The organism is Anaerofilum hominis, assembly GCF_014287275.1.
In the GTDB taxonomy this organism is placed as follows: domain Bacteria; phylum Bacillota; class Clostridia; order Oscillospirales; family Ruminococcaceae; genus Pygmaiobacter; species Pygmaiobacter hominis.
Genome location: NZ_JACONZ010000001.1, coordinates 1,159,189 through 1,178,782, shown reverse-complemented (window position 1 = coordinate 1,178,782; position 19,594 = coordinate 1,159,189). Strand labels below are relative to the sequence as shown.

Sequence of the window (19,594 nt, the reverse complement as noted above, 5' to 3'; positions counted from 1 at the left end):
GGGAACGTGGGCCGGCCGGACACGCCGGGGGTCTCTTCCGCGGAGATGCAGCGGATATTGGACGAGCTGCCGCGGGAGGTCATCATCCCGAAATTCAACGGCCTGGTCGAGGCGCTGGAGTCGACGGCGGCGGATGCGAGCGGTGCGGGCGGCGTTGGGGTGTCGGAGATCGAGGGCGCGGCGGGCGCGGATGTGCAGGCGGTGCTGGAATCCCTGCGGGCCGCGGGCCGGGAAGCGGAAGAGGCGCTGCTGCTGCGGGTGATCGCGGTGAACGACGCCGTGAAATATCTGCGGGTGAACGCGGACCGGGTGCTGGAGACCTCGGCGGACGGGACAAACTGGCAGGCGACGGGGTCCAGCGGGCACATTGTGGAGGACTGGACCGGGGCGGCGCTGCCGCAGCGGGGCAGGCTGCGGTTTGCTGGGATGGAGGTCACAGACGACCCGGTGAGCGGGACCACCGAGGTGCAGGGGCTGGGGGTGAAGCTGGCGGACCGCGCGCCGACACCGGGCGTGCCGCTGCACTGCGTTTTGAAGCCGGTGGGCATCGCCCCGCCGGTGCCGGCGGAGGGGCGTGCGGACGGCGTGACCCTGGCTGCGGATGCGGAGAGCGGGGTGTGGCGGGTGGAGGCGGCGCCGAAGCTGATGACGCCGCGAAAGATCGGGAATGCGGAGTTTGACGGCGGAGGGGATATTACGCTGGGGGAGATGGGCTTTGCATATCAGTATGAAAACATCACGAGCTATACGCTGAGCGGGTCGGTGAGCAGTATTCAAACGAGTGGTTTGCACGTTTTCAGGTATGGACCTGTGGTGTTGTTCTCGACGGCAATCAAAGGCAACGCTGCGGGCACGGTAACCTTTGATCTCGGGATTACAACGGATTACACGCTTAATTTTACAGTGCAAATCGATACTACTCCAAATTGTATCTACGCAACATTAACCACCGCCGGAAAATTAATAGTTAATTTGGCAAATACAGCGTATCATAGGACGTTTGGCGCAGCGATAGCAAAGGAGTGAGCGGAAAATGGCTGAAAATGTGACGGCTTACGTGCCGTATGACAGTGAGGGGAACCGGGTGCCGGTGGCCTGTCCGGTGAATATGCTGTATGACGAAAACGGGTATGGGGCGGCGGATAGGAAATTTGCCAGTGCGGCGCAGGGGGCAAAGGCGGAGGCGGCTATGCCTAAAAGTGGCGGGACTTTTAGCGGCGGAATAACGGCCCCTGTCCTATCCTCCAGCGGGGCGATCAGACTTGCCACACAATTACTCTTTTCTAATTTTACCACAAATTATGGAGCAGCAGCTGAGGCAGCCTCAGGCTATACCTGTATTTGGGGGTTGGCGGGTCTCAAAGTAGTAGAGCCCAATGGATCTACGCTTGCCCCGGTGTTAGCGTCTAATGTAAGCGGCGCTTCCAGCAGGAGATATAAGCGTAACATAACGGATATGTCGGGGGAAACGACAAAATTGCTGCTGAAACTGCGGCCGGTGAGCTTTGAGTACAACGACGATTTGCATGACCATGGTACGAAATACGGCCTGATCGCAGAGGAATTGGCTGAAATTGACCCGACCTGTGTTTACCGGGACAGTGAGGGGCAGATAGACGGCATCAACTACACGATGCTGGTGCCGCAGCTCATCCGGCTGTGCCAGATACAGCAGAAGCAAATTGACGACCTCAACACCCGGGTGAACACTTTGGAGGGGGGAGCTGAAAATGCCTGAGAACCTGACGACAAAGCAATTTGTGGACCTTGAGACCGGGCGGCCGGTCTCGAACCCGTGCTATATCGGGGATGTATACGATGCGGACGGCGCGGATGCGGTGCTGCGGCTGTTTGGGCGGGACAAGACACGGGACGTGACCGGTCGGGTGGGAGATTATCGCTTTACCGATGACCCGGTTCTGGCGGAGAACCACCTGTGGGCGGACGGCAGCCCCATCGACCCGGTGGCCTGGCCGGAGCTGCATGCCTATGCGGCGCGACTGGGATGGCCCGCGGACGTGCAGGGACATTTTCTGCTGCCGGACCTGCGAGGGAAGTTCCTCGTGGGGGCAAAGAGCGGTGACGTAGACTTTGCGGCGGGGGTTGAGGGCGGCGCAAAGACCGTCGCTTTGACCGGCGACAACAACGGTCCTCATGTGCATGGTCTCAGTGTGAACGCCGTTTACGCGCAGTCGAGTTCGGCAGTGGGCGGGATCCCTTTGGGAGACGCAGGCGTGACGCGGGAAACAACAAGTTCAGGAAAGGGGACTCCGTTCAGTATCCTGCCTCCCTACCGGGCGGTGTACGTGCAGATCCGGGCAAAGCCAGATCCGGTGGTGGCGCAGGAGGTGATCGCGGATAGGCTATCCACGCCGCGCAAAATTGGCAATGCTGACTTTGATGGTAGTATGGATATTACGCTGGGGCGAGTCTGTGACATTCGAAAGGAGACTGTGACATTTACCAGCGATGGTGGAAATCTTTCAGTCACCTTTTACCGGATTGCAGAGTTGTGCTATGTTTCGTTTGCAAATATTCTAAATTTTACAAATGCACCAAACAAAATTCTGACTTTCGCTGGAAACGTTCCCGCGCAATTCAGGCCTGCTGGAGTGGCCTACTGCCCAGCTGCGATTGTAAACGCTGACACCAGCGCAGGAACCGGTTTTTTCGTGATCTCGGGCAGTACAGTAAAAGCGGCCTGTTCGATAGCCTCCCGAATCGAGTTCAACGGGTTTGGCGTATATTTGCTTGCAGAAGGGGGCTGACAAAATGGAACTCAAAGGCATTGACGTATCGAAATACCAGGGAGAGATCAACTGGCCACGGGTCGCGGCATCCGGGGTGCAGTTCGCCTTTGTGCGGGTGGGGTGGGCCGGGTATGAGGGCGGCATCGATGAGGGCAGAGACCCGTATTTTGCCCAAAACATGCGCGGTGCACTGGACGCCGGACTGGCTGTGGGCGCATATGTGTACAGCTACTGCAAGACGGCAAACGCCGCCCGCCGGGCCGCCCGGGAGGCCGCCGCGCTGCTGGCCCCCTACCGGCTGACCATGCCGCTGGCCTTTGACATGGAGGACGCGGCGACCTACAAGCCCATCTCAAAGGGCGACAACAGCATCGTCGCGGCCGCATTTCTGGACGAGGTCAGAGCGCTGGGGCATTATCCCATGCTGTACACCTATACCAGCTTTGCAAACAGCTGTCTTGACATGGACGCGCTGTCCGGCTATGACCTGTGGCTCGCAGACTACCGCGGGTATATGGGCATCCAGGGCGCGGGCATCTGGCAGTATTCCAGCAGCGGGCGGGTAGCTGGCATCGCCGGCCGGGTGGACCTGAACATCGCCTACAAAGACTATCCCGCCCTGATCGGCGGACACGGATGGACGGCAGACAAAAAGGAGGATGACGGCGTGATGCAGTTTTTAGAAGCGTTTGGGGAGAGACGGTGCGAGTGCTTCTCCCGGCCGGACGTCAACGCGGTGGACAAGTCCTATAACAACGGCACGCTGGCGAGCGGTACATATTACCCCTTGATGGCCGACTGCGGCAGGGGGGCGGACGGGTTCCATTGGGTGCGGGTGCTGGCCGGCGGGTCTGAGCGGTACGCGGCAGTGCTGGACGACCGGTGCAGGATCACGGGCCTGTCGGCAGGCGACGCCGTGTGGGCCGTGCAGGCACAGTCTGCGGGCGGGGACGCGGCAGTCCTGGAAAACAAAATTGCAGAGCTAAGACAGACCAACACACAGCTGACTGCCCGCGCAGCCACAGCCGAGACAAAAGCGGAACAGGCGCAAGATCTGGCGGACGGGTATCTCGCCCGCATCAAAGCGGCGTCTGCCGCGCTGGAGGTATGAGAAGATATGACGGAATATCGCAAAAAGCCCGTCGGGGTCGATGCGGTGCAGCCTGAGGATCCCCACGGATGCTTTGCCGCGCTGTCGGAACGCAGGCCTGAGCTCGGGCGGCAGGACGAGCCCGCGCGGCCGCAGGTGCTGAGCGTGTCTGCATTTGGGGGAGGAAAGCAGGCCCGGCCCGGGGGACCCGCCGTCCGGGACATAAGCGGCGCGTTTTGCCCCGGCAGGCCGGACATTTTTGCACAGACCTATGAGGAGGTGACTTGATGCCGCAGTTTGACACAAGCTTCTGGGTACAGATCCTGGTGTATGCGGTTACCTTTTCCGCCACCTGGGGCAGCATGACCCAGCGGCTCAAAATGCTGGAGCAAAAGGTGGACAAGCACAACAGTGTGGTGGAGCGGATGGCGGTCGCGGAGCGGGACCTGAAAAGTGCCTGGAAGCAGATCGACGAGATCAAGGAAGACATAAGGGAGGAAAAGTAAATGGAACTGAACGCATTTGGCATTGCGGGGGTGGCCTGCATCACGGTGATCTGCTATCTGGCGGCGCTGGCGATAAAGCAGACGCCGCTGGCGAACAAATGGCTGCCCACGATCTGCGGGGCGCTGGGGGCGGTGCTGGGGCCGGTGTGCATGGCGTGGGTGCCGGACTTTCCCGCGGGGGACCCGGTGACCGCGGTGGCTGTGGGCATTGTCAGCGGCCTTGCCGCCACCGGCGCGGACCAGCTGGCCAAACAGCTCAAAAAAGCGGATTAGACAGAGTGCGGCCCGTCCATGAGGCAGGCCTTTTATGAAAGGAGCGGGAAAATGGCAGAAGTCAAAAAATTGAATATAGGCGGACAGGGTAAACAATTTATGAAAGGTGGGGGAAGAAAAACGAACGAAGACGCCGACAGATGGCATGCAAACGGAGGGTACCAATATTATAGGGGAGCGCTTGCCACGGCGAATAAGGCGATGGGAGGATCAGGGACGCCGACCCTTGCCAGCGTGCCGCTGCCATCGAGCTTTTATGATGACAAAGATGACACCGGCAACACCGGCAGCGGCTCCAATCTTTCCGCCCTCTATGCCCAGCAGATGGCGGCCTATCAGAATATGCTGGACCAGCAGCGGGCGCGGGACGCAGAGGCTGCCCGGCAGAGGCGCGCGGCGGCCCAGGCAGCCTACGAAAAAAACATGAGCTACCTGAACGACGCCTACGCGCGCCGCGGCGAGCTGCTGCAGGGCAACTACAACGACACGCTGGCGCAGCTGCAGGGGCAGTACGCTTACGGCGCACAGGGGGTCAACGAAAACGCCGACCGCGCCCAGCAGCAGGCGTATCTCAACTACATGCTGTCCAAGCGGGACCTGCCCCAGCAGCTGGCGGCGCTGGGCATCAACGGCGGCGCGTCGGAAAGCCGGCTTGCCGGCCTGTACAACAGTTACGGCAACGCCCGCAGCGCGGTGGACACCGGGCGCAACAGCGACCTGGCGTCCCTGCTGAACACCCTGAACCAGAACAAGTCCAGCGCATTGCAGGCCTACAACAGCGCCCTGTCAAACGACGCGGCCCAAAAGCTGTCCTATCAGATGCAGCTGGAACAAAACCGGGACAACGATATCGCCGACATCATCAGCCAGTACGGGGCCATCGATGGGCTGGACAGCTTTTATGCCGAGGAGATGAAAAAGCTGAACCAGTCGCAGGCGGACGCCGCGCAAAAATCGCGCTCTGCCGTATACAGCGCCGGCAATACTCCCGCTGCGGTCAGCACCCAGCAGCTGACGGACGACCTGCGCGCCCAGGGCTCCAAGGTGTATCAGGACGCCTACCAAAAAGCCGTGCAGGACGGCTATACCCAGATCGCCAGCAGCAGTGCGGAGGACGCCATGAAAAATTTTTATTATGAGATGTACCGCAGCGGCGTGATGGATGAAGAGACCTACGAACTGCTGACAAGATAAGGGGGACATCAGTGGGGAAGATGAGTTACCGTCAGCTGGAGCGGTATTGCGGCCGCGGCGACTGGCCGACGGAAAAGAAAAAGACCGCCCGGGGCTGGGGCGGCAAGCTGAGCTATGAGGCGTTGGAGGAATATTGCGGACGCGAGGCGAAACCTCGCCCCGAAAAGCCTCAGGACAAGACGACGGGCCGCAGCGGCAGGTCAAGCGCCGGCAGCAGGATAAAGCCAAAGACAGATACCACGCTGCAGCAGCTTTTCACGCCGGCCCAGCAGGACGACGCGCTGCAGCTTGGCATAAACGGGGAGGACCAAAACACAGGGGCACCGCCTGCCGCCCGGTCGCCTTTTGTGCGGGTGCAGCCGGGCACAAGCCTGCCGCAGTTTGGGGCAAACGGCCCGGGGCTGGGACAGGTGCAGCCCGTCACGCTGGGCGTGGCTGCGGCAAAGCCGGGCAGCGGGCAGGCCGGCCCCGGCGCGGGCGCGGGGGACCAGCCCGCCCGGAACAGCGCCTGGCAGCAGGCGGTGGAGGCGGCTGCGCCGGTCTACACCTGGCAGGACGTGCTGACGGCGGCAAACGACGTCACCGGCTCGCAGTATGACACGCTCCGCCGGCAGGCAAAGCAGCGCGGCGCGGTGTACAACGCGGTGCGGGATTTTGAGGCCGCGCACGAGGACGGCGAGCTGCTGGACTTTTACGCCGACCCGTCGGTCAAGCTGAACGACATCCAGATGCAGACGGCAAAGCGGCTGGTCAGGGAGTTTGAGGCGAAATACCCCAAAACGCGGGATTACGACCCCATCAACGGGATGGACCCGCAGGCCGGCTACCAGATGGCCGCCATGATGCGGGACCCGCAATATCAAAGCTACATACAGCTGCTGAACAAGACCGACGCGCTGGAAGCGGCAGCCACCGGCTTTACCGAGGGGACCGGCGCAGGGCAGGTATTGGACCTGCTGGGCCGCATCGGCGCGGACGACGAGGGCCGGGCGGCCATGGACGCGTGGAAAGACGCGCGCGGCGCGGTGCGGGCCGCGGGGCAGACGCAGCACCCGGTGGCCTCCGCCGCGGGCACGATGGGCGGCAAAATGCTGGAGTACACGGCGGGCAAGCAGTTCATGGGGGCGCTGCCCGGCGTGGGGAACGCGCTGAAACAGGCGGGGAACGCCGTAAACAGAGGCCTGTCTGGCCTGGGCCCTGCGGGACAGGCCACGGCGGGGTTCTTTACCCCGGACCGGGTGGCGGGCCTGCTGAGTGACCAGATGCTGGATGTGGCCTTTGACACGATACCAGAGACGTTCGATAATCTGAACCGCATGCGGAGGCAGGAAGAACAGGGTGTCCCGGAAAAAGAACGCATAACCGGATGGGACGTGGCAGCAGGGGCGGCACAGAATTTTGGGGTCAACGCACTGTTTAATCTGGGTAGTGAGATGATACCCGCGGCAATCAAGGCCATCGTGAAAAAGCTGCAGGGAGGACAGGCGATCACAGATGCAGAAGCCGCGGCAATAAAAAGTTTTTATATCAACGAGCACCCGGGAACTACCGCGTTCAGAGAAAATCTAAACCGGCCTAAAGTGCCGATCGGTCCTAAACCTGAGAATTTCACCGATGCACTCCTCAAGACAGCGGCCGATGGGGCGGAGATAAGTGCAGACCCGTCGCCGCGGGCTTTGATGCCGGAACAGTCAGAAAAACAGATTGTACGGGCCTATCACGGGACCCCGGCAGAGTTTGAACGCTTTGCGCTTGGCGACCAGAACGTGGGCATCCACTTTGGGACAGAGGAGCAGGCGGAAAAAAGGCTGATACAATTAGCGACCGATGGGCGCATCATAGAGGCAGATCTGAGTTATGAGAACCTGAAACCGCTGAAAAGTGACGAGTTTGGGGAGCCGCACCATCCTTATAGATTTTCAGAGCGTATTCTGGAGAGCGGTGACTTTACCGACGCAGAAAAGGCCTATGTACGGGAGCATGGAGGAAAGTATTCTTACCTGTGCCGTCAAGAGAAAGATTTGGCGGGGGATCTCAACATTGCTGTACAGCGGTACGAACACTTTAAGAGAGACGAATACAAACAGCAAGTTTATGAATTGTTAGAACAGCTTGAGTGGGTAGGAACTTTAAAAAAGGAGGAACAAGCAAGGCTGGAGGCCTTGGCAAAACAACAGTTAGGCAAAGAACTTTCAAACGAAGAGTTGTTCTATGTTATAATGGGGATAGAGAACCGGGAGCTGGAACAGACTTTCCGGGAGCTGGGCTATGATGGATTCAGCTACCCCAACGAACATGAGGGAGAGGGCATCTCTTACGTGGTGTTTGGGGACGATCAGATCAGGCAGCTGGGGACAAGAGGCTACAGCCGAGAAAAGAAAGAGGGGAGGATAACAGATGAGTAAGCAGGAGGAGTGGAGGCCGGAAGTTGCGGAGATCTTCAAAAGTTTGGAAAGATACAAGCTGCCCGGCGACCTGAGCGCGGAGGAGAAAAGGCTGGTGGAACTCTGGGATAAAAGAGGGCTTTCAGAGTTTGACCAATCACTTCGCCTGCAGTTGATCCGGGAAAGTATGGAAAGTCAAGGGCAGGAGAATGCCCAACCGACAGGGCCAAAGAAAGGGCGGAGACATAAGCAGAAGCAAAAAAATCAGGACCTTGAAATTGCGAGGCTCCTCAAAAGATTGGAAAAATACAAGCTGCCGGATGACCTGAACGAAGATGAGAAAGCGGCGGTGGAACTCTGGAAAAAGCTGGGGTATTCGGAACTTGTGCAGTCCATCAAACTGCGGGAACGCAGAGAAACAATGGAAAAGCAGAGGCAGGAACACACCCGATCGGCAGAGCAGGAGGAAGTGGAGCGGTGGAAGCGGAGAAATCTGACGGTTACGAAGATTTTGAAAGAAATGGAGAAATACGCGCTGCCGGATGACCTGAATGAGGAAGAAAAAGAGGCCGTGGAACTGTGGAAAAAGATGGGGGATATGGATCTTATACAATCCATCAAACTGCGGACGCTCAGAAAATTCAGGGAAAAGGAACGACAGGAGAACACCCGATCAGTTGGGGAAGAAGAGACGCATAAACAGAAAAAGTGGAGCCCGGAAGTGGCAAGGATCCTCAAACAACTGGAGAAATACAGGCTGCCGAACGACCTGAGTGAAGAAGAGAAAGAAATGGTGGAAGCCTTTCATAGGATGGGGCTTTCAGAGTTTGAACAATCCATTCGGCTGCAGATACTCCGGGAGGGCATGGAAAAGCTAAGGCAGGAGAACACCCGATCAGTATAAAAATAGGCGTGCATGCGGATAAGCGGGGCAGAACAAACGGCTCCAACTGCCGCAGACAGATGCTGGATGCGCAGCACAGCCGGGTTTGACGGCAAGTTGAAAGCTGAATGTAATGGGGTTAACGGAGGTATTTAAAATGGAGCAGGACAAGCGGCAGGCACAGGAGCCGGATACTCCGATGTCGGAGGAAGAGATCCAGTATTGGCTGGACGACCCGGTGTACAAGAAAGCAATAGAAATGTGGCTGGCGGAGGGGAGTACCCCGCAACAGATCGCGTACTTCCTCAAGTATCAGGGCTGACGCCGGAGGTTGGATGCGCAGCACGGCCGGGTTTGATAGCAAGTTGAAAGCTGAATGTAATGGGGTTAACGGAGGTATTTAAAATGGAGCAGGACAAGCGGCAGGCACAGGAGCTGGATACTCCGATGTCGGAGGAAGAGATCCAGTATTGGCTGGACGACCCGGTGTACAAGAAAGCAATAGAAATGTGGCTGGCGGAGGGGAAAACTCCCCGAATGATCGCCAACTTCCTCAAGTATCAGGGCTGACGCCAGAGGTTCGGCGGCGCCGGATGATCATGATGTGATAGGCCTTGGGCTGGCGGCGATAAAGGATGGTCTGGCTTTCAGCGGTGCGCCGGACGCTGAGAAAGTATGCTGCGGCTTTGTTCGAATCCCTCACCTGGATTTATTGCTGCAAATAGAAAAGCCACCGCTTTTGTGCGGTGGCTTATTCTGGCGGAGAAGGAGGGATTTTCTCGCGCTCCACTTCGTTGCGCTTGGACGCGCTGCGCAGCAGTCCGCCGGACTGCTGCTGGCCCGCTCCCGCTTCGCCTGCGGCTCGCGTTCGGGCTGCGGCTTTGTTCGAATCCCTCACCTGGATTTATTGCTGCAAATAGAAAAGCCACCGCTTTTGTGCGGTGGCTTATTCTGGCGGAGAAGGAGGGATTTTCTCGCGCTCCACTTCGTTGCGCTTGGACGCGCTGCGCAGCAGTCCGCCGGACTGCTGCTGGCCCGCTCCCGCTTCGCCTGCGGCTCGCGTTCGGGCTGCGGCTTTGTTCGAATCCCTCACCTGGATTTATTGCTGCAAATAGAAAAGCCACCGCTTTTGTGCGGTGGCTTATTCTGGCGGAGAAGGAGGGATTTTCTCGCGCTCCACTTCGTTGCGCTTGGACGCCGCGCGCGGCAGTCCACCGGACTGCCGCTGTAGCCCTCCCACTTCGCCTGCGGCTCGCGTTCGGGCTGCGGCTTTGTTCGAATCCCTCACCTGGACTTATTGCTGCAAATAGAAAAGCCACCGCTTTTGTGCGGTGGCTTATTCTGGCGGAGAAGGAGGGATTTTGTCGCGCTCCACTTCGTTCCGCTTGGACGCCGCGCGCGGCAGTCCACCGGACTGCCGCTGTAGCCCTCCCACTTCGCCTGCGGCTCGCGTTCGGGCTGCGGCTTTGTTCGAATCCCTCACCTGGATTTATTGCTGCAAATAGAAAAGCCACCGCTTTTTGTGCGATGGCTTTTTCTGGCGGAGAAGGAGGGATTTTCTCGCGCTCCACTTCGTTGCGCTTGGACGCGCTGCGCAGCAGTCCACTGGACTGCTGCTGGCCCGCTCCCGCTTCGCCTATGGCTCGCGCTCGCGGGAGCGCTTTGTTCGAATCCCTCACCTGGATTTATTGCTGCAAATAGAAAAGCCACCGCTTTTATGCGATGGCTTTTTCTGGCGGAGAAGGAGGGATTTTCTCGCGCTCCACTTCGTTCCGCTTGGACGCGCTGCGCAGCAGTCCACTGGACTGCTGCTGGCCCGCTCCCGCTTCGCCTATGGCCCGCTCCCGCTTCGCCTATGGCTCGCGCTCGCGGGAGCGCTTTGTTCGAATCCCTCACCTGGACTTATTGCTGCAAATAGAAAAGCCACCGCTTTTATGCGATGGCTTTTTCTGGCGGAGAAGGAGGGATTCGAACCCTCGCGCCGGTTTCCCGGCCTACGCCCTTAGCAGGGGCGCCTCTTCGACCAAGCTTGAGTACTTCTCCAGACTTGCGATCAAAGTGATCTTAATACTTATTCTATTGTAACACCTGATGTGAAAAGCTTCTGGCGGAAAGGGTGGGATTTTCTCGCGCTGCACTTCGTTCCGCTTGGACGCGCTGCGCAGCAGTCCGCCGGACTGCTGCTGGCCCGCTCCCGCTTCGCCTGCGGCTCGCGTTCACGGGAGCGCTTTGTTCGAATCCCGCCCTCTCCCGCTTGTGGCGGAAAGGGTGGGATTCGAACCCACGGGCCCTTGCGGGTCACCGGTTTTCAAGACCGGCTCCTTAAACCACTCGGACACCTTTCCACAAATCGGCGCTTAAATATATTACCATATCATTCCGCCGGGTGTCAATATCTTTGACGCCTTTTGCGAAAAATAGTCTTGGAGGCGGGCAAAAAACGGTTTTTTTCCGTTCCGCCTCCGCGCGCCCGGTTTCTCTCGGTCAGAATGGCCAAAACCTCTCCGCTTTGGCAGGCAGGTTTTGCCAAAGCGCCGAAACGCATAAATATTCGTTGACAAAGCATATTTATGCATATATACTGATGGCACACAGAGAGATCAAATACAACAGACACAGAGGTTTTGGGAGGAATAAAGATGAAAAAGATTTTGACGCTCGCGCTTGCTGCGGCCATGGCGCTTTCACTGGCCGCCTGCGGCGGTTCCGGTTCTTCGGCCCCGGCGGGTTCTTCCGCCGCCGGTTCTTCTGCGGCGGGCAGCTCTTCCGCCGCGGACAGCGGCATCGGCATGACCTCCGGCAATGTGGAGGAGCACAGCTTGCAGGCCATCAAGGACCGCGGCGTGCTGGTGGTCACCACCGAGGCGGGCTACGCCCCGTTTGAGTTCCTGGACGAGGAGGGCAAGGTGGTGGGCCTGGACGCTTCCCTGGCGCAGGCCCTGGCGGACGACCTGGGCGTGGAGCTGAAGATCGAGAACATCGACTTCAACTCGGTGGTGCCCGAGGTGCAGGCCGGCAACGCCGACATGGCCATTGCGGGCCTGACCCCCAATGAGGACCGCAAGCAGAGCGTGGACATGAGCAACATTTATTATGGCGGCGGCCAGTGCATGCTGGTGCTGGAAGAGAACCTGGAGAAATACGCCACCAAGGAAAGCCTGACCGGCGAGACCCTGGCCACCCAGAAAGCGGCCCTGCAGGAGACCCTGATGGCGGAACAGTTCCCCGACTCCACCCCGCTGCTGCTGCCCAAGTTCCCCCAGTGCATCGCAGAGCTGAAAAACGGCGCCTGCGCGGCGGTGCTCATCGATCAGGTCAGCGCCGAGCAGTACATGAAAACCACCGAGGGCCTGGCGATCGGCAAGGTGCCGGTGGAGACCGATCCCGCTGAAAACGGCAACTCGGTCGCAGTGATGAAAGGCAACACCGAGCTGCTGGACTGGGTCAACGGCAAGATCAAGGAGTATGAGGAGGCCGGCAAGATCCAGGAGTGGTTCGACGCCGCAAAAGAGCAGGCCGAGACCATGGGTGTTGAGTAAACAGAGGCGCTGTTTTTAGGCCCTGTGTCCCCCGCCGGAAAAGGGGGGAATACAGCTTCTGAAACAGATACGCGGCGGAGGGATGCTCCTTCGCCGCTGTATTTGTGTCGCGCATACAGTACAGGCGGGGCCCGGCAGCCGGCGGCGGCCCGCCCCGCAGCAAGGAGGAAGCAATGATTTCAGGCGATCGCATCGTCAAGATCTGGGCCAAATACGGCCACTTTTACTTACAGGGCCTGGGGAACACCCTCTGGGTGACCCTGCTGGCCGTCTCGCTGGGCGTGGTGCTGGGGCTGCTGGTGGCTTCGGGCCGGATGATGAAGCTGCGTTCCCGCGACAACCCGGTGCTCAAAGGGATCAAAGCGGTGGTGCGCTTTCTCTGCACCGCGTACGTGGAGGTGCTGCGGGCCACGCCGCTGATCGTGCAGGTGTTCGTCATCTATTACAGCGCCACCGGCATCGGGCTGAGCCTTTCCGACGCCACCGCCACCCGCATGATGTGGGGCATCATCGCGGTGGGCCTCAACTCCGGCGCGTATCTGTCCGAGGTGATCCGCTCGGGTATCGGGGCGGTGCCCGGGGGCCAGCTGGAGGCCGCGCGCTGCATCGGCATGAGCCAGTGGAAAGCGATGCGCTTTGTCATCCTGCCGCAGGCCATCCGCAACATCCTGCCCGCGCTGTGCAACGAGTTTGTCACCATCATCAAGGAGACCAGCGTGCTGGCCATGGTGGGCATCGCGGAACTGATGTTCAAGGCGCAGTCCATCTCCACCCAGACCTATATCTTTGTAGAGCCTTATATCATCGCGGCGGCAATGTATTTCACTGTGGTATTCCCGCTTTCAAAGCTCATCGCGGCGGTGGAAAGGAGGATGAACAAGAGTGTCACAAGATAAACTCATCCAGGTCAAGGGGCTGGAAAAGCGCTTCAAGCGCCTGGAGGTGCTGCGCGGCATCGACATCGACATCCACAAGGGGGACGTGGTGGCCGTGATCGGCCCGTCGGGCAGCGGCAAGTCCACTTTTCTGCGCTGTTTGAACCTGCTGGAAGAGCCCACCGGCGGACAGATCATCTTTGAGGGCACCGACATCACCTCAAAAGAGACCAACATCGACGTCATGCGCCAGAAGATCGGCATGGTGTTCCAGCAGTTCAACCTCTTCGCCAACATGACGGTGCTGGACAACGTCATGGCCGGGCCGCTGCGGGTCAAGGGCATGAAAAAGGACGAGGCGGAAAAACTGGCCCTGGGCCTGCTGGAGCGCGTGGGGCTGGGAGACCGGGGCAGCGCGTACCCCATCCAGTTGTCGGGCGGCCAGCAGCAGCGGGTGGCCATCGCCCGCGCCCTGGCCATGCAGCCGGACGTGATGCTGTTTGACGAGCCCACCAGCGCGCTGGACCCGGAGATGGTGCGCGAGGTGCTGGACGTGATCCGGCAGCTGGCGGACGAGGGCATGACGATGGTGGTGGTGACCCACGAGATGGGTTTTGCGCGCGAGGCGGCGAGCAGGGTGCTCTTTATGGACGAGGGGGTCATCATGGAGGAGAACGGGCCCCAGGAGTTTTTCGACCATCCCCAGAACCCGCGTCTGCAGGATTTTCTCAGCAAGGTGCTGTAGGGCGCGGCGCGTTATCGCTTTTTTCAGCGTGCGGAAAGGAGGGGAAGATGAAAAATATTCTGGTCGTCCTCGGCGGCGGCAGGCCGCGGGGCAATACCGCGCAGCTGGCCGAGGCGTTTGCGGAGGGCGCGCGGGCCGCCGGGCACAGGGTGGAGATTGTCTCCCTTTTGGACAAAGAGGTCCGCGGCTGCATCGGCTGCAATGCCTGCCGCAGGGGAAAACCCTGCGTGCAGAAAGATGATTTCAACAGCCTGATCCCGCACATTTTGGCGGCGGATCTGATCGCGTTTGCCTCCCCGCTTTATTTTTGGACCATCTCTTCGCGGCTGAAAGCGTTCATCGAGCGCTTTTACTGCCTGGCAAAAGAGAACGCCGCCCCGCCCCGCGGCAGATATGAGCAATACCCCGTCAAGGATGCGGCGCTGCTGATGACTTCGGCGGACGATTTTTTCTGGACCTTTGAGCAGGCCGTGTCTTACTACCAGTTTGCACTGGTGAACTATATCGGGTTCCGGGACAGGGGCATGGTGCTGGCCGGCGGATGCGGCGGCACGGCGGACGGCCCGCAGATCGGCGCTACGGGCCATTTGAAAGAGGCGTATGAATTCGGCCGGGGGCTGTATCGGGAATAAAGAGACCGGGGGCGGCAGCTTGGCCGCCCCTTTTTCTTTGGGGCCGCACGGCGCAAAGCAAAAGCGCTGGGGGCGCGCGTCCCAAGATCTGCGATTTTTTCGTAAAAAATTGGAGAAAATTTAGGTTTTGTTAAGTATTGTGCTGTATGATAGAAAACAGTCAAAGCGAAAGCGCAGCGGGGCCGATCGCCCCGCTGCCGAGCGGGCGGCGTCTTCCCGGCAGGGGAACAAAAAAAACACGGCGCGGGAGGATGACATGGCAGCACAGGAAAATTTATACGGCAAAAAGAGGGTCTACCGGCAGGCGGGCGGCCCCGCACCCGGGGGCCGGGCCGCCCATGCGGCGGCGCGCCCCGGCGCAGGCGGCCCCCCTGCCCGCGCCGGCAGAGGGCGGACGGCACGGCGGCGGAAAAGGCGCAGACGGGGCCGCCGCATCGCGCTGACGCTGTTCGCCGTGGGGCTGCTCTGTCTGGTCGGGGGGCTGGCGCTGCGCAGCCTGCTGCCGCGCCACTACGTGGTGGCGTTGGACGCGGGGCATGGCGGCAGCGACCCCGGGGCGAACGGCATCGTCGCCGAAACGGCGCTCACCGAGACCACGGTGCGCTATCTGGAAGCGCTGCTGGAGGCAGACGAGAACTACACGCCGGTGCTCTGCCGGCAGTATGGCGAGGGCAAGGATGTGAACGCCCGCGCCGCCGCGGCGCGCCGGCGCAGCGCGGACCTGCTGCTGTCGGTGCACGGCAACTCGGAGCAGAGCGGGCAGGCGCAGGGATTTGAGTGTTATCCGCTGCCGCCGGGCCGCGGGCGCCACGAGGACAGCCTGCGGTTTGCCGGGCTGCTGGTGGAGGAGATGTCCGCCGCCGGGGCGCAGCTGCGGGGCGAAAACGGGATCAAATACGCCTATTACTTTTCCGACGGCAGCGGAGGATATGAAAAGGTGATCCGCGAGTCGTCCGACGATGCCGTTTACACCGAAAAAAGCTTCGGCGTGCTGGAGGGCGCGGGCTGCCCGGCCGTGCTGGCGGAGCAGTGCTTTGTCACCAATGCCGCCGATGCACAGGCATTCGGCAGCGACAAGGGCTGCCGCCTGGCCGCCCAGAGCTATTACCGCGCCATCTGCCGCTATTTCGGCACCCAGCCCGCCGCGCTGGAGGGGTAGAGAGATCCTGTCGGCCGCACCAGGGGCGCTTATCCCTTGCCCGAAGCGGCCCGGCTTACCATAACAAAGCGGCCGGCACAGGAAGGTGCGCCGGCCGCTTTGTTGAAAGAGGGAAAAAGACGATCAGGCCTTTTTTATCCCTCGAAAAGCATGGGGAGAAAAAGATCTTTTTGAAGATGTCTGTGGTCCGACAGTCCGTTGTACTGTAAATAGGAATAAGAGGCGAGCAGAGGATCATCCTCAGGCATCTGCTGAACAAAAGTCCCTTCCGCGCTGATCGCGCCATGGGTGGAGATGACCGGCCAGGTCTTTTGTGCGGAGAGAGCAAACCGTTCAAACGGCGTTAGAGGAAGACCGGCGGCCTGTTTGATCGTACAGGAGAGATAATTTGTACTAAGAGTATCAGGCAATCCAGAGAGATCCAGCCCATAGTTTGACCAGATAACGACCGGTGTTTGGTAGCGGAGAAGATCTTGCTCTTCCGAGAGCTGATCTAGAGGTTTGCCGAAGACGGTCTCAAGATAGCCGTCTTCCAAAGCTCCCCAATGATCGCCGAACACCACGAGCAGCACGGGCTCTTCTTCCTGTGAGAGCGCCTCCATCAGCTCTTTCAAGGCGGAATCGGAGAGCTTGAGCAGGGAAAAATATTGCTCTGCCAGCGAAAACTCCTGCTCCTTTTCCCGGACGGTCATAGAGTTTTCAAAGTAAGGATTGTCATAGCCGCCATGGTTCTGGATGGTGACGGCGAAAAGAAAAACCGGTCCCTCTTTTTTGTGTTGCCCGAACAGCTCCAGAACCTTTTCATATGTATCGCTATCGGACATGAAGCCGCGGATAGAGTTGTTAGAGGTGAGACCATCTTCTTCAAACCAGGTCTCGTCGAAGCCCATACGCGGATAAGCGGAATTTCGATTCCAGTTGTGGCCTGGCGCGGGGTGAAGCCCTATGGTGTAATAGCCAAGCTCGTTCAGCTGCCAGGGCAACGCGGGGATCTCACGGTTCAGATATTGCCCATAGGGAGCACCCGAGGAATTACAGAAAGCAAGGGAGTAGCCCGTGAGAAATTCAAATTCCGTACAACTGGTACCGCCGCCGTAGACCGGGACGATCAGGTCGCCCACATAGGCCGAAAGAGCGCTGTCTTCTGCCAAACTGTGAAGAAAGGGCAGAGGGTCTTCATTGGTGTGCAGCTCCCCGGCGATCGAGAGATCTGCAAACGACTCGTTCATCACTGCGATTAAATGAGGAAAAGGGCCTGAGGCAGAAGTGTCGGGATCCGGGTCAGGGATGAGTGTTTCCAGACTTTTTGTATCGTATCCTTTTGGCGGGGAGGAGATCAAAAAAGGAAGATTAATGGAAAAATTGAGATAAAAACCGTTGATTTTGGATTGTGGAGTTTGACGGAAGTTGTCCAGCGAAGCACCCAATTTTTGATAGAGTGAGGGAGTGGAGACCAGACCCCACAAGCCAAGAGCGAAAGCTGCGGTGAGGGTTGCCGACAAGATCCGGAACTTCCACCCCCGCACTGCAACCGGGTCCCGCAGAGACAGGCAGAGCAGAAAGACAAAGACGGCGCAGGCGATCAAAAGGCCGGGACTGAGAGAAAACTGATAGCCCGGCATCACGTCGATCGCCGTGCGTAGGCCGTAGAGATCAGAGGGAAGCACGGTGCTTTGACGGAACCGCAACGTAAAGTGATTCGCTGTGGCGCCAATGAGGATGAGCGCACTGCCTAGAGTTACAGCTAGAGAAAAGCGATTCGTCAAAATATAAAATAAGGTTAAAATCAACAGTAGGATCAAATAATTCGCCATGACCACGCTGAACGGCAGTTGAAGTATGGTGCCCATATTTAAAAGTTCAGTGGTATAAAGCAGAGGCAGCGGCGCGCCCAGAAGCACCGCTGCATGATAAGCCAGCTTTGCTTTTTCAGAACGCAGACCGGGCAGAAAAACCGCCAAAAAGGAAAAGAGGACACAAGAAACAAATATCAGCGTGTAAAAGGAGCTGATATGGTGATAGAGAAACTGTACATCAGGGAGATCCGTCTCCCGATTATCTCCCCAAAACCATTCCTGTACGTCGGTGCGGACAGCGGTGCCGATAGAAAGCCGATAGGCGGCGGTGTCGGCGGATGCCTCGCTTTCGATGAGCAGCGTATAGGCCTTGCCGCGTGCAAGCTTTGGTCCCACCGTAAGAGAAATATTTTCGGGGGCGGCGGCGACCTCGTCTGCCGATAAGACAAAACGCTGCAGTACAGCGTCTTTTTTATCCAGAAGCGTGAAAGTCAACGGGGTATTTGCCGAAGCGTCGCTGTTGGGTACAAAGCGCAGCAGGATCGATTTGAGGCCGGAATAGGAAGAGGTAAAGCGAATGCTGACAGGGGAATCGGCCAGAATAGAGTTTGAATAGTTTGTGGGAATAAAATTCACTGTACTGTAAGTGTCCACCAGAAAAAATTTTAGGTGCAGCAGGGCAGCCGCCAGGACAGAGACAATAAACAGGCATTTTAGTGCTTTAGGAGCCCACGCAGGGATATGTTTTGAAAAGATCCCCTTTTTTTCACGCAACATGATATTTTGTAACTCCTTTGGTCCTTTAGCACCCTTGATTTTAAGAAAAATATACAATGATTTTGAAACAAATGCAATAAAAATGTGAATTTTTTGAAAAGTTTAAGTGCGGTTAAGTTCTTTTAAAGTGCATATCCCGTGCTCTTCCCCATATTTGAAGACAGATAAAGTTATTTTTAAAACGTGCCGTGTTTTTTGCAGGGGGACAGGCTTCCGGCGCAGGGCCGGTCCCCCGGCTGCAGCGGTTCAAACAGATCATTTTTTTGCCGGTTCGCTCTGATCGCCGCATCAGCAGCGAAGAAGAAGTTCATAAAAAATTGGTTATCCCACTACTTTTTAAAGCGGGCTTCGTGTATAATAGGGTATACCCGTTTTTTGCTCCGCGCGGCAGGGCGCGGGGCGGGCGGCGGGCGGCAAATTACGCGCCCGGCCTGCGGGCGCGATGGGGGGAATCAGGTTGGCTTTTATCGAAATTGCACCAAAGGAGATCGCAGATAACCCGTTCAAGCTCATCGGCAGCGACTGGATGCTGATCACGGCGGGGGACGAAGAAAAGTGCAACACCATGACCGCTTCCTGGGGCGGGGTGGGCATCCTGTGGAACAAGCCGGTCTCGTTTATCTTTGTGCGGCCGCAGCGCTATACCCGTGAATTCATCGAGCGGGAGCAGGCCTATTCGCTCTGCTTTTTTGAGGACGGTTTCCGCACCGGGCTCTCCTATCTCGGCACTGCCAGCGGGCGGGACGAGGACAAGATCGCCAAAGCGGGGCTGACCACCGCCTATGAGGACGGCGTGCCCTATTTTGAGCAGGCGCGCCTGGTGCTGATCTGCAAAAAGAGCTACCGGGACGATCTCAGGGGAGACTGTTTTCTGGACGCCGAGGCGGACGCCCGCTGCTATCCGGAAAAGGACTATCACCGCATGTATATCGGCGAGATCGTCAAGGCGCTGAAAAAGAAATAGGGCCCCGCGCCCGCTGGCGCGGACGGG

General features: G+C 58.6%; 20 protein-coding genes and 2 tRNA genes. 19 read left to right on the top strand and 3 right to left on the bottom strand.

Features of this window, described 5'->3' with window-relative positions; all coding sequences use genetic code 11:
- From H8S23_RS05110 to H8S23_RS05050, 13 genes are all read left to right on the top strand, one after another.
- The coding region (locus tag H8S23_RS05110) for a hypothetical protein (RefSeq protein WP_186887198.1) at positions 1-1,026 on the top strand (1,026 nt) is incomplete at its 5' end.
- A gap of 7 nt (positions 1,027-1,033) precedes the next feature.
- Positions 1,034-1,738, top strand: coding sequence for a tail fiber domain-containing protein (locus H8S23_RS14095; RefSeq protein WP_341479893.1), 705 nt, complete (start codon positions 1,034-1,036; stop codon positions 1,736-1,738).
- The gene (locus H8S23_RS05100; protein WP_186887196.1) at positions 1,731-2,768 is read left to right on the top strand and encodes a hypothetical protein; all 1,038 of its coding nucleotides are present in this window, start codon (positions 1,731-1,733) and stop codon (positions 2,766-2,768) included. Before H8S23_RS14095 ends, H8S23_RS05100 begins: the two co-directional genes overlap by 8 nt.
- Positions 2,769-2,772: 4 nt before the next feature.
- Entirely contained in the window at positions 2,773-3,861 is a 1,089-nt protein-coding gene (locus tag H8S23_RS05095) for a GH25 family lysozyme (protein WP_186887195.1), read from the top strand.
- Positions 3,862-3,867: 6 nt separating this feature from the next.
- Positions 3,868-4,128: a hypothetical protein gene (locus H8S23_RS05090; protein WP_186887194.1), complete on the top strand. Its 261-nt coding sequence runs from the start codon at positions 3,868-3,870 to the stop codon at positions 4,126-4,128.
- On the top strand, positions 4,128-4,346 hold the full coding sequence (locus H8S23_RS05085; RefSeq protein ID WP_186887193.1) for a hypothetical protein: 219 nt from the start codon (positions 4,128-4,130) through the stop codon (positions 4,344-4,346). Before H8S23_RS05090 ends, H8S23_RS05085 begins: the two co-directional genes overlap by 1 nt.
- A complete protein-coding gene (locus H8S23_RS05080; RefSeq protein WP_186887192.1) occupies positions 4,347-4,619 on the top strand; it encodes a phage holin family protein in 273 nt (90 codons plus the stop codon).
- A gap of 201 nt (positions 4,620-4,820) precedes the next feature.
- Positions 4,821-5,813 (top strand): hypothetical protein, encoded by a 993-nt coding sequence (locus tag H8S23_RS05075; protein ID WP_186887191.1) that lies wholly within the window; start codon positions 4,821-4,823, stop codon positions 5,811-5,813.
- A gap of 11 nt (positions 5,814-5,824) precedes the next feature.
- The gene (locus H8S23_RS05070) at positions 5,825-8,218 is read left to right on the top strand and encodes a hypothetical protein (protein WP_186887190.1); all 2,394 of its coding nucleotides are present in this window, start codon (positions 5,825-5,827) and stop codon (positions 8,216-8,218) included.
- Entirely contained in the window at positions 8,211-9,101 is an 891-nt protein-coding gene (locus H8S23_RS05065) for a hypothetical protein (protein ID WP_186887189.1), read from the top strand. The genes H8S23_RS05070 and H8S23_RS05065 overlap by 8 nt, the downstream gene beginning before the upstream one ends.
- A gap of 112 nt (positions 9,102-9,213) precedes the next feature.
- Positions 9,214-9,402, top strand: a complete 189-nt coding sequence (locus tag H8S23_RS05060; protein ID WP_186887188.1) for a hypothetical protein — start codon at positions 9,214-9,216, stop codon at positions 9,400-9,402.
- Positions 9,403-9,485: 83 nt separating this feature from the next.
- Positions 9,486-9,650, top strand: a complete 165-nt coding sequence (locus H8S23_RS05055; RefSeq protein WP_186887187.1) for a hypothetical protein — start codon at positions 9,486-9,488, stop codon at positions 9,648-9,650.
- A gap of 34 nt (positions 9,651-9,684) precedes the next feature.
- On the top strand, positions 9,685-10,311 hold the full coding sequence (locus H8S23_RS05050; RefSeq protein WP_186887186.1) for a hypothetical protein: 627 nt from the start codon (positions 9,685-9,687) through the stop codon (positions 10,309-10,311).
- 719 nt (positions 10,312-11,030) lie between these two features.
- Here the strand turns inward: H8S23_RS05050 and H8S23_RS05045 are convergent.
- Positions 11,031-11,123 (bottom strand) — tRNA-Ser (locus tag H8S23_RS05045).
- Positions 11,124-11,337: 214 nt separating this feature from the next.
- Positions 11,338-11,425, bottom strand: a tRNA-Ser gene (locus H8S23_RS05040).
- Positions 11,426-11,719: 294 nt separating this feature from the next.
- Between H8S23_RS05040 and H8S23_RS05035 the strand changes: the two genes are divergently transcribed.
- From H8S23_RS05035 to H8S23_RS05015, 5 genes are all read left to right on the top strand, one after another.
- Positions 11,720-12,619, top strand: coding sequence for a transporter substrate-binding domain-containing protein (locus H8S23_RS05035; RefSeq protein WP_186887185.1), 900 nt, complete (start codon positions 11,720-11,722; stop codon positions 12,617-12,619).
- Positions 12,620-12,792: 173 nt separating this feature from the next.
- Entirely contained in the window at positions 12,793-13,515 is a 723-nt protein-coding gene (locus tag H8S23_RS05030) for an amino acid ABC transporter permease (protein ID WP_186887184.1), read from the top strand.
- Positions 13,502-14,239 carry an ATP-binding cassette domain-containing protein gene (locus H8S23_RS05025; RefSeq protein ID WP_186887183.1) on the top strand — a complete coding sequence of 246 codons (738 nt, stop codon included), beginning with the start codon at positions 13,502-13,504 and terminating at the stop codon, positions 14,237-14,239. Before H8S23_RS05030 ends, H8S23_RS05025 begins: the two co-directional genes overlap by 14 nt.
- A 47-nt stretch (positions 14,240-14,286) precedes the next feature.
- On the top strand, positions 14,287-14,871 hold the full coding sequence (locus H8S23_RS05020; RefSeq protein WP_186887182.1) for a flavodoxin family protein: 585 nt from the start codon (positions 14,287-14,289) through the stop codon (positions 14,869-14,871).
- Between the two features lie 256 nt (positions 14,872-15,127).
- The gene (locus tag H8S23_RS05015) at positions 15,128-16,030 is read left to right on the top strand and encodes an N-acetylmuramoyl-L-alanine amidase family protein (RefSeq protein WP_186887181.1); all 903 of its coding nucleotides are present in this window, start codon (positions 15,128-15,130) and stop codon (positions 16,028-16,030) included.
- A 134-nt stretch (positions 16,031-16,164) separates the two neighbouring features.
- On the opposite strand, the gene H8S23_RS05010 is transcribed toward H8S23_RS05015, so the two are convergent.
- Positions 16,165-18,603, bottom strand: a complete 2,439-nt coding sequence (locus H8S23_RS05010; RefSeq protein ID WP_186887180.1) for an LTA synthase family protein — start codon at positions 18,601-18,603, stop codon at positions 16,165-16,167.
- A gap of 457 nt (positions 18,604-19,060) precedes the next feature.
- Here H8S23_RS05010 and H8S23_RS05005 point away from each other — a divergent pair, with 457 nt between their 5' ends.
- A complete protein-coding gene (locus H8S23_RS05005; protein WP_243165837.1) occupies positions 19,061-19,567 on the top strand; it encodes a flavin reductase family protein in 507 nt (168 codons plus the stop codon).
- Positions 19,568-19,594 lie beyond the last annotated feature (27 nt).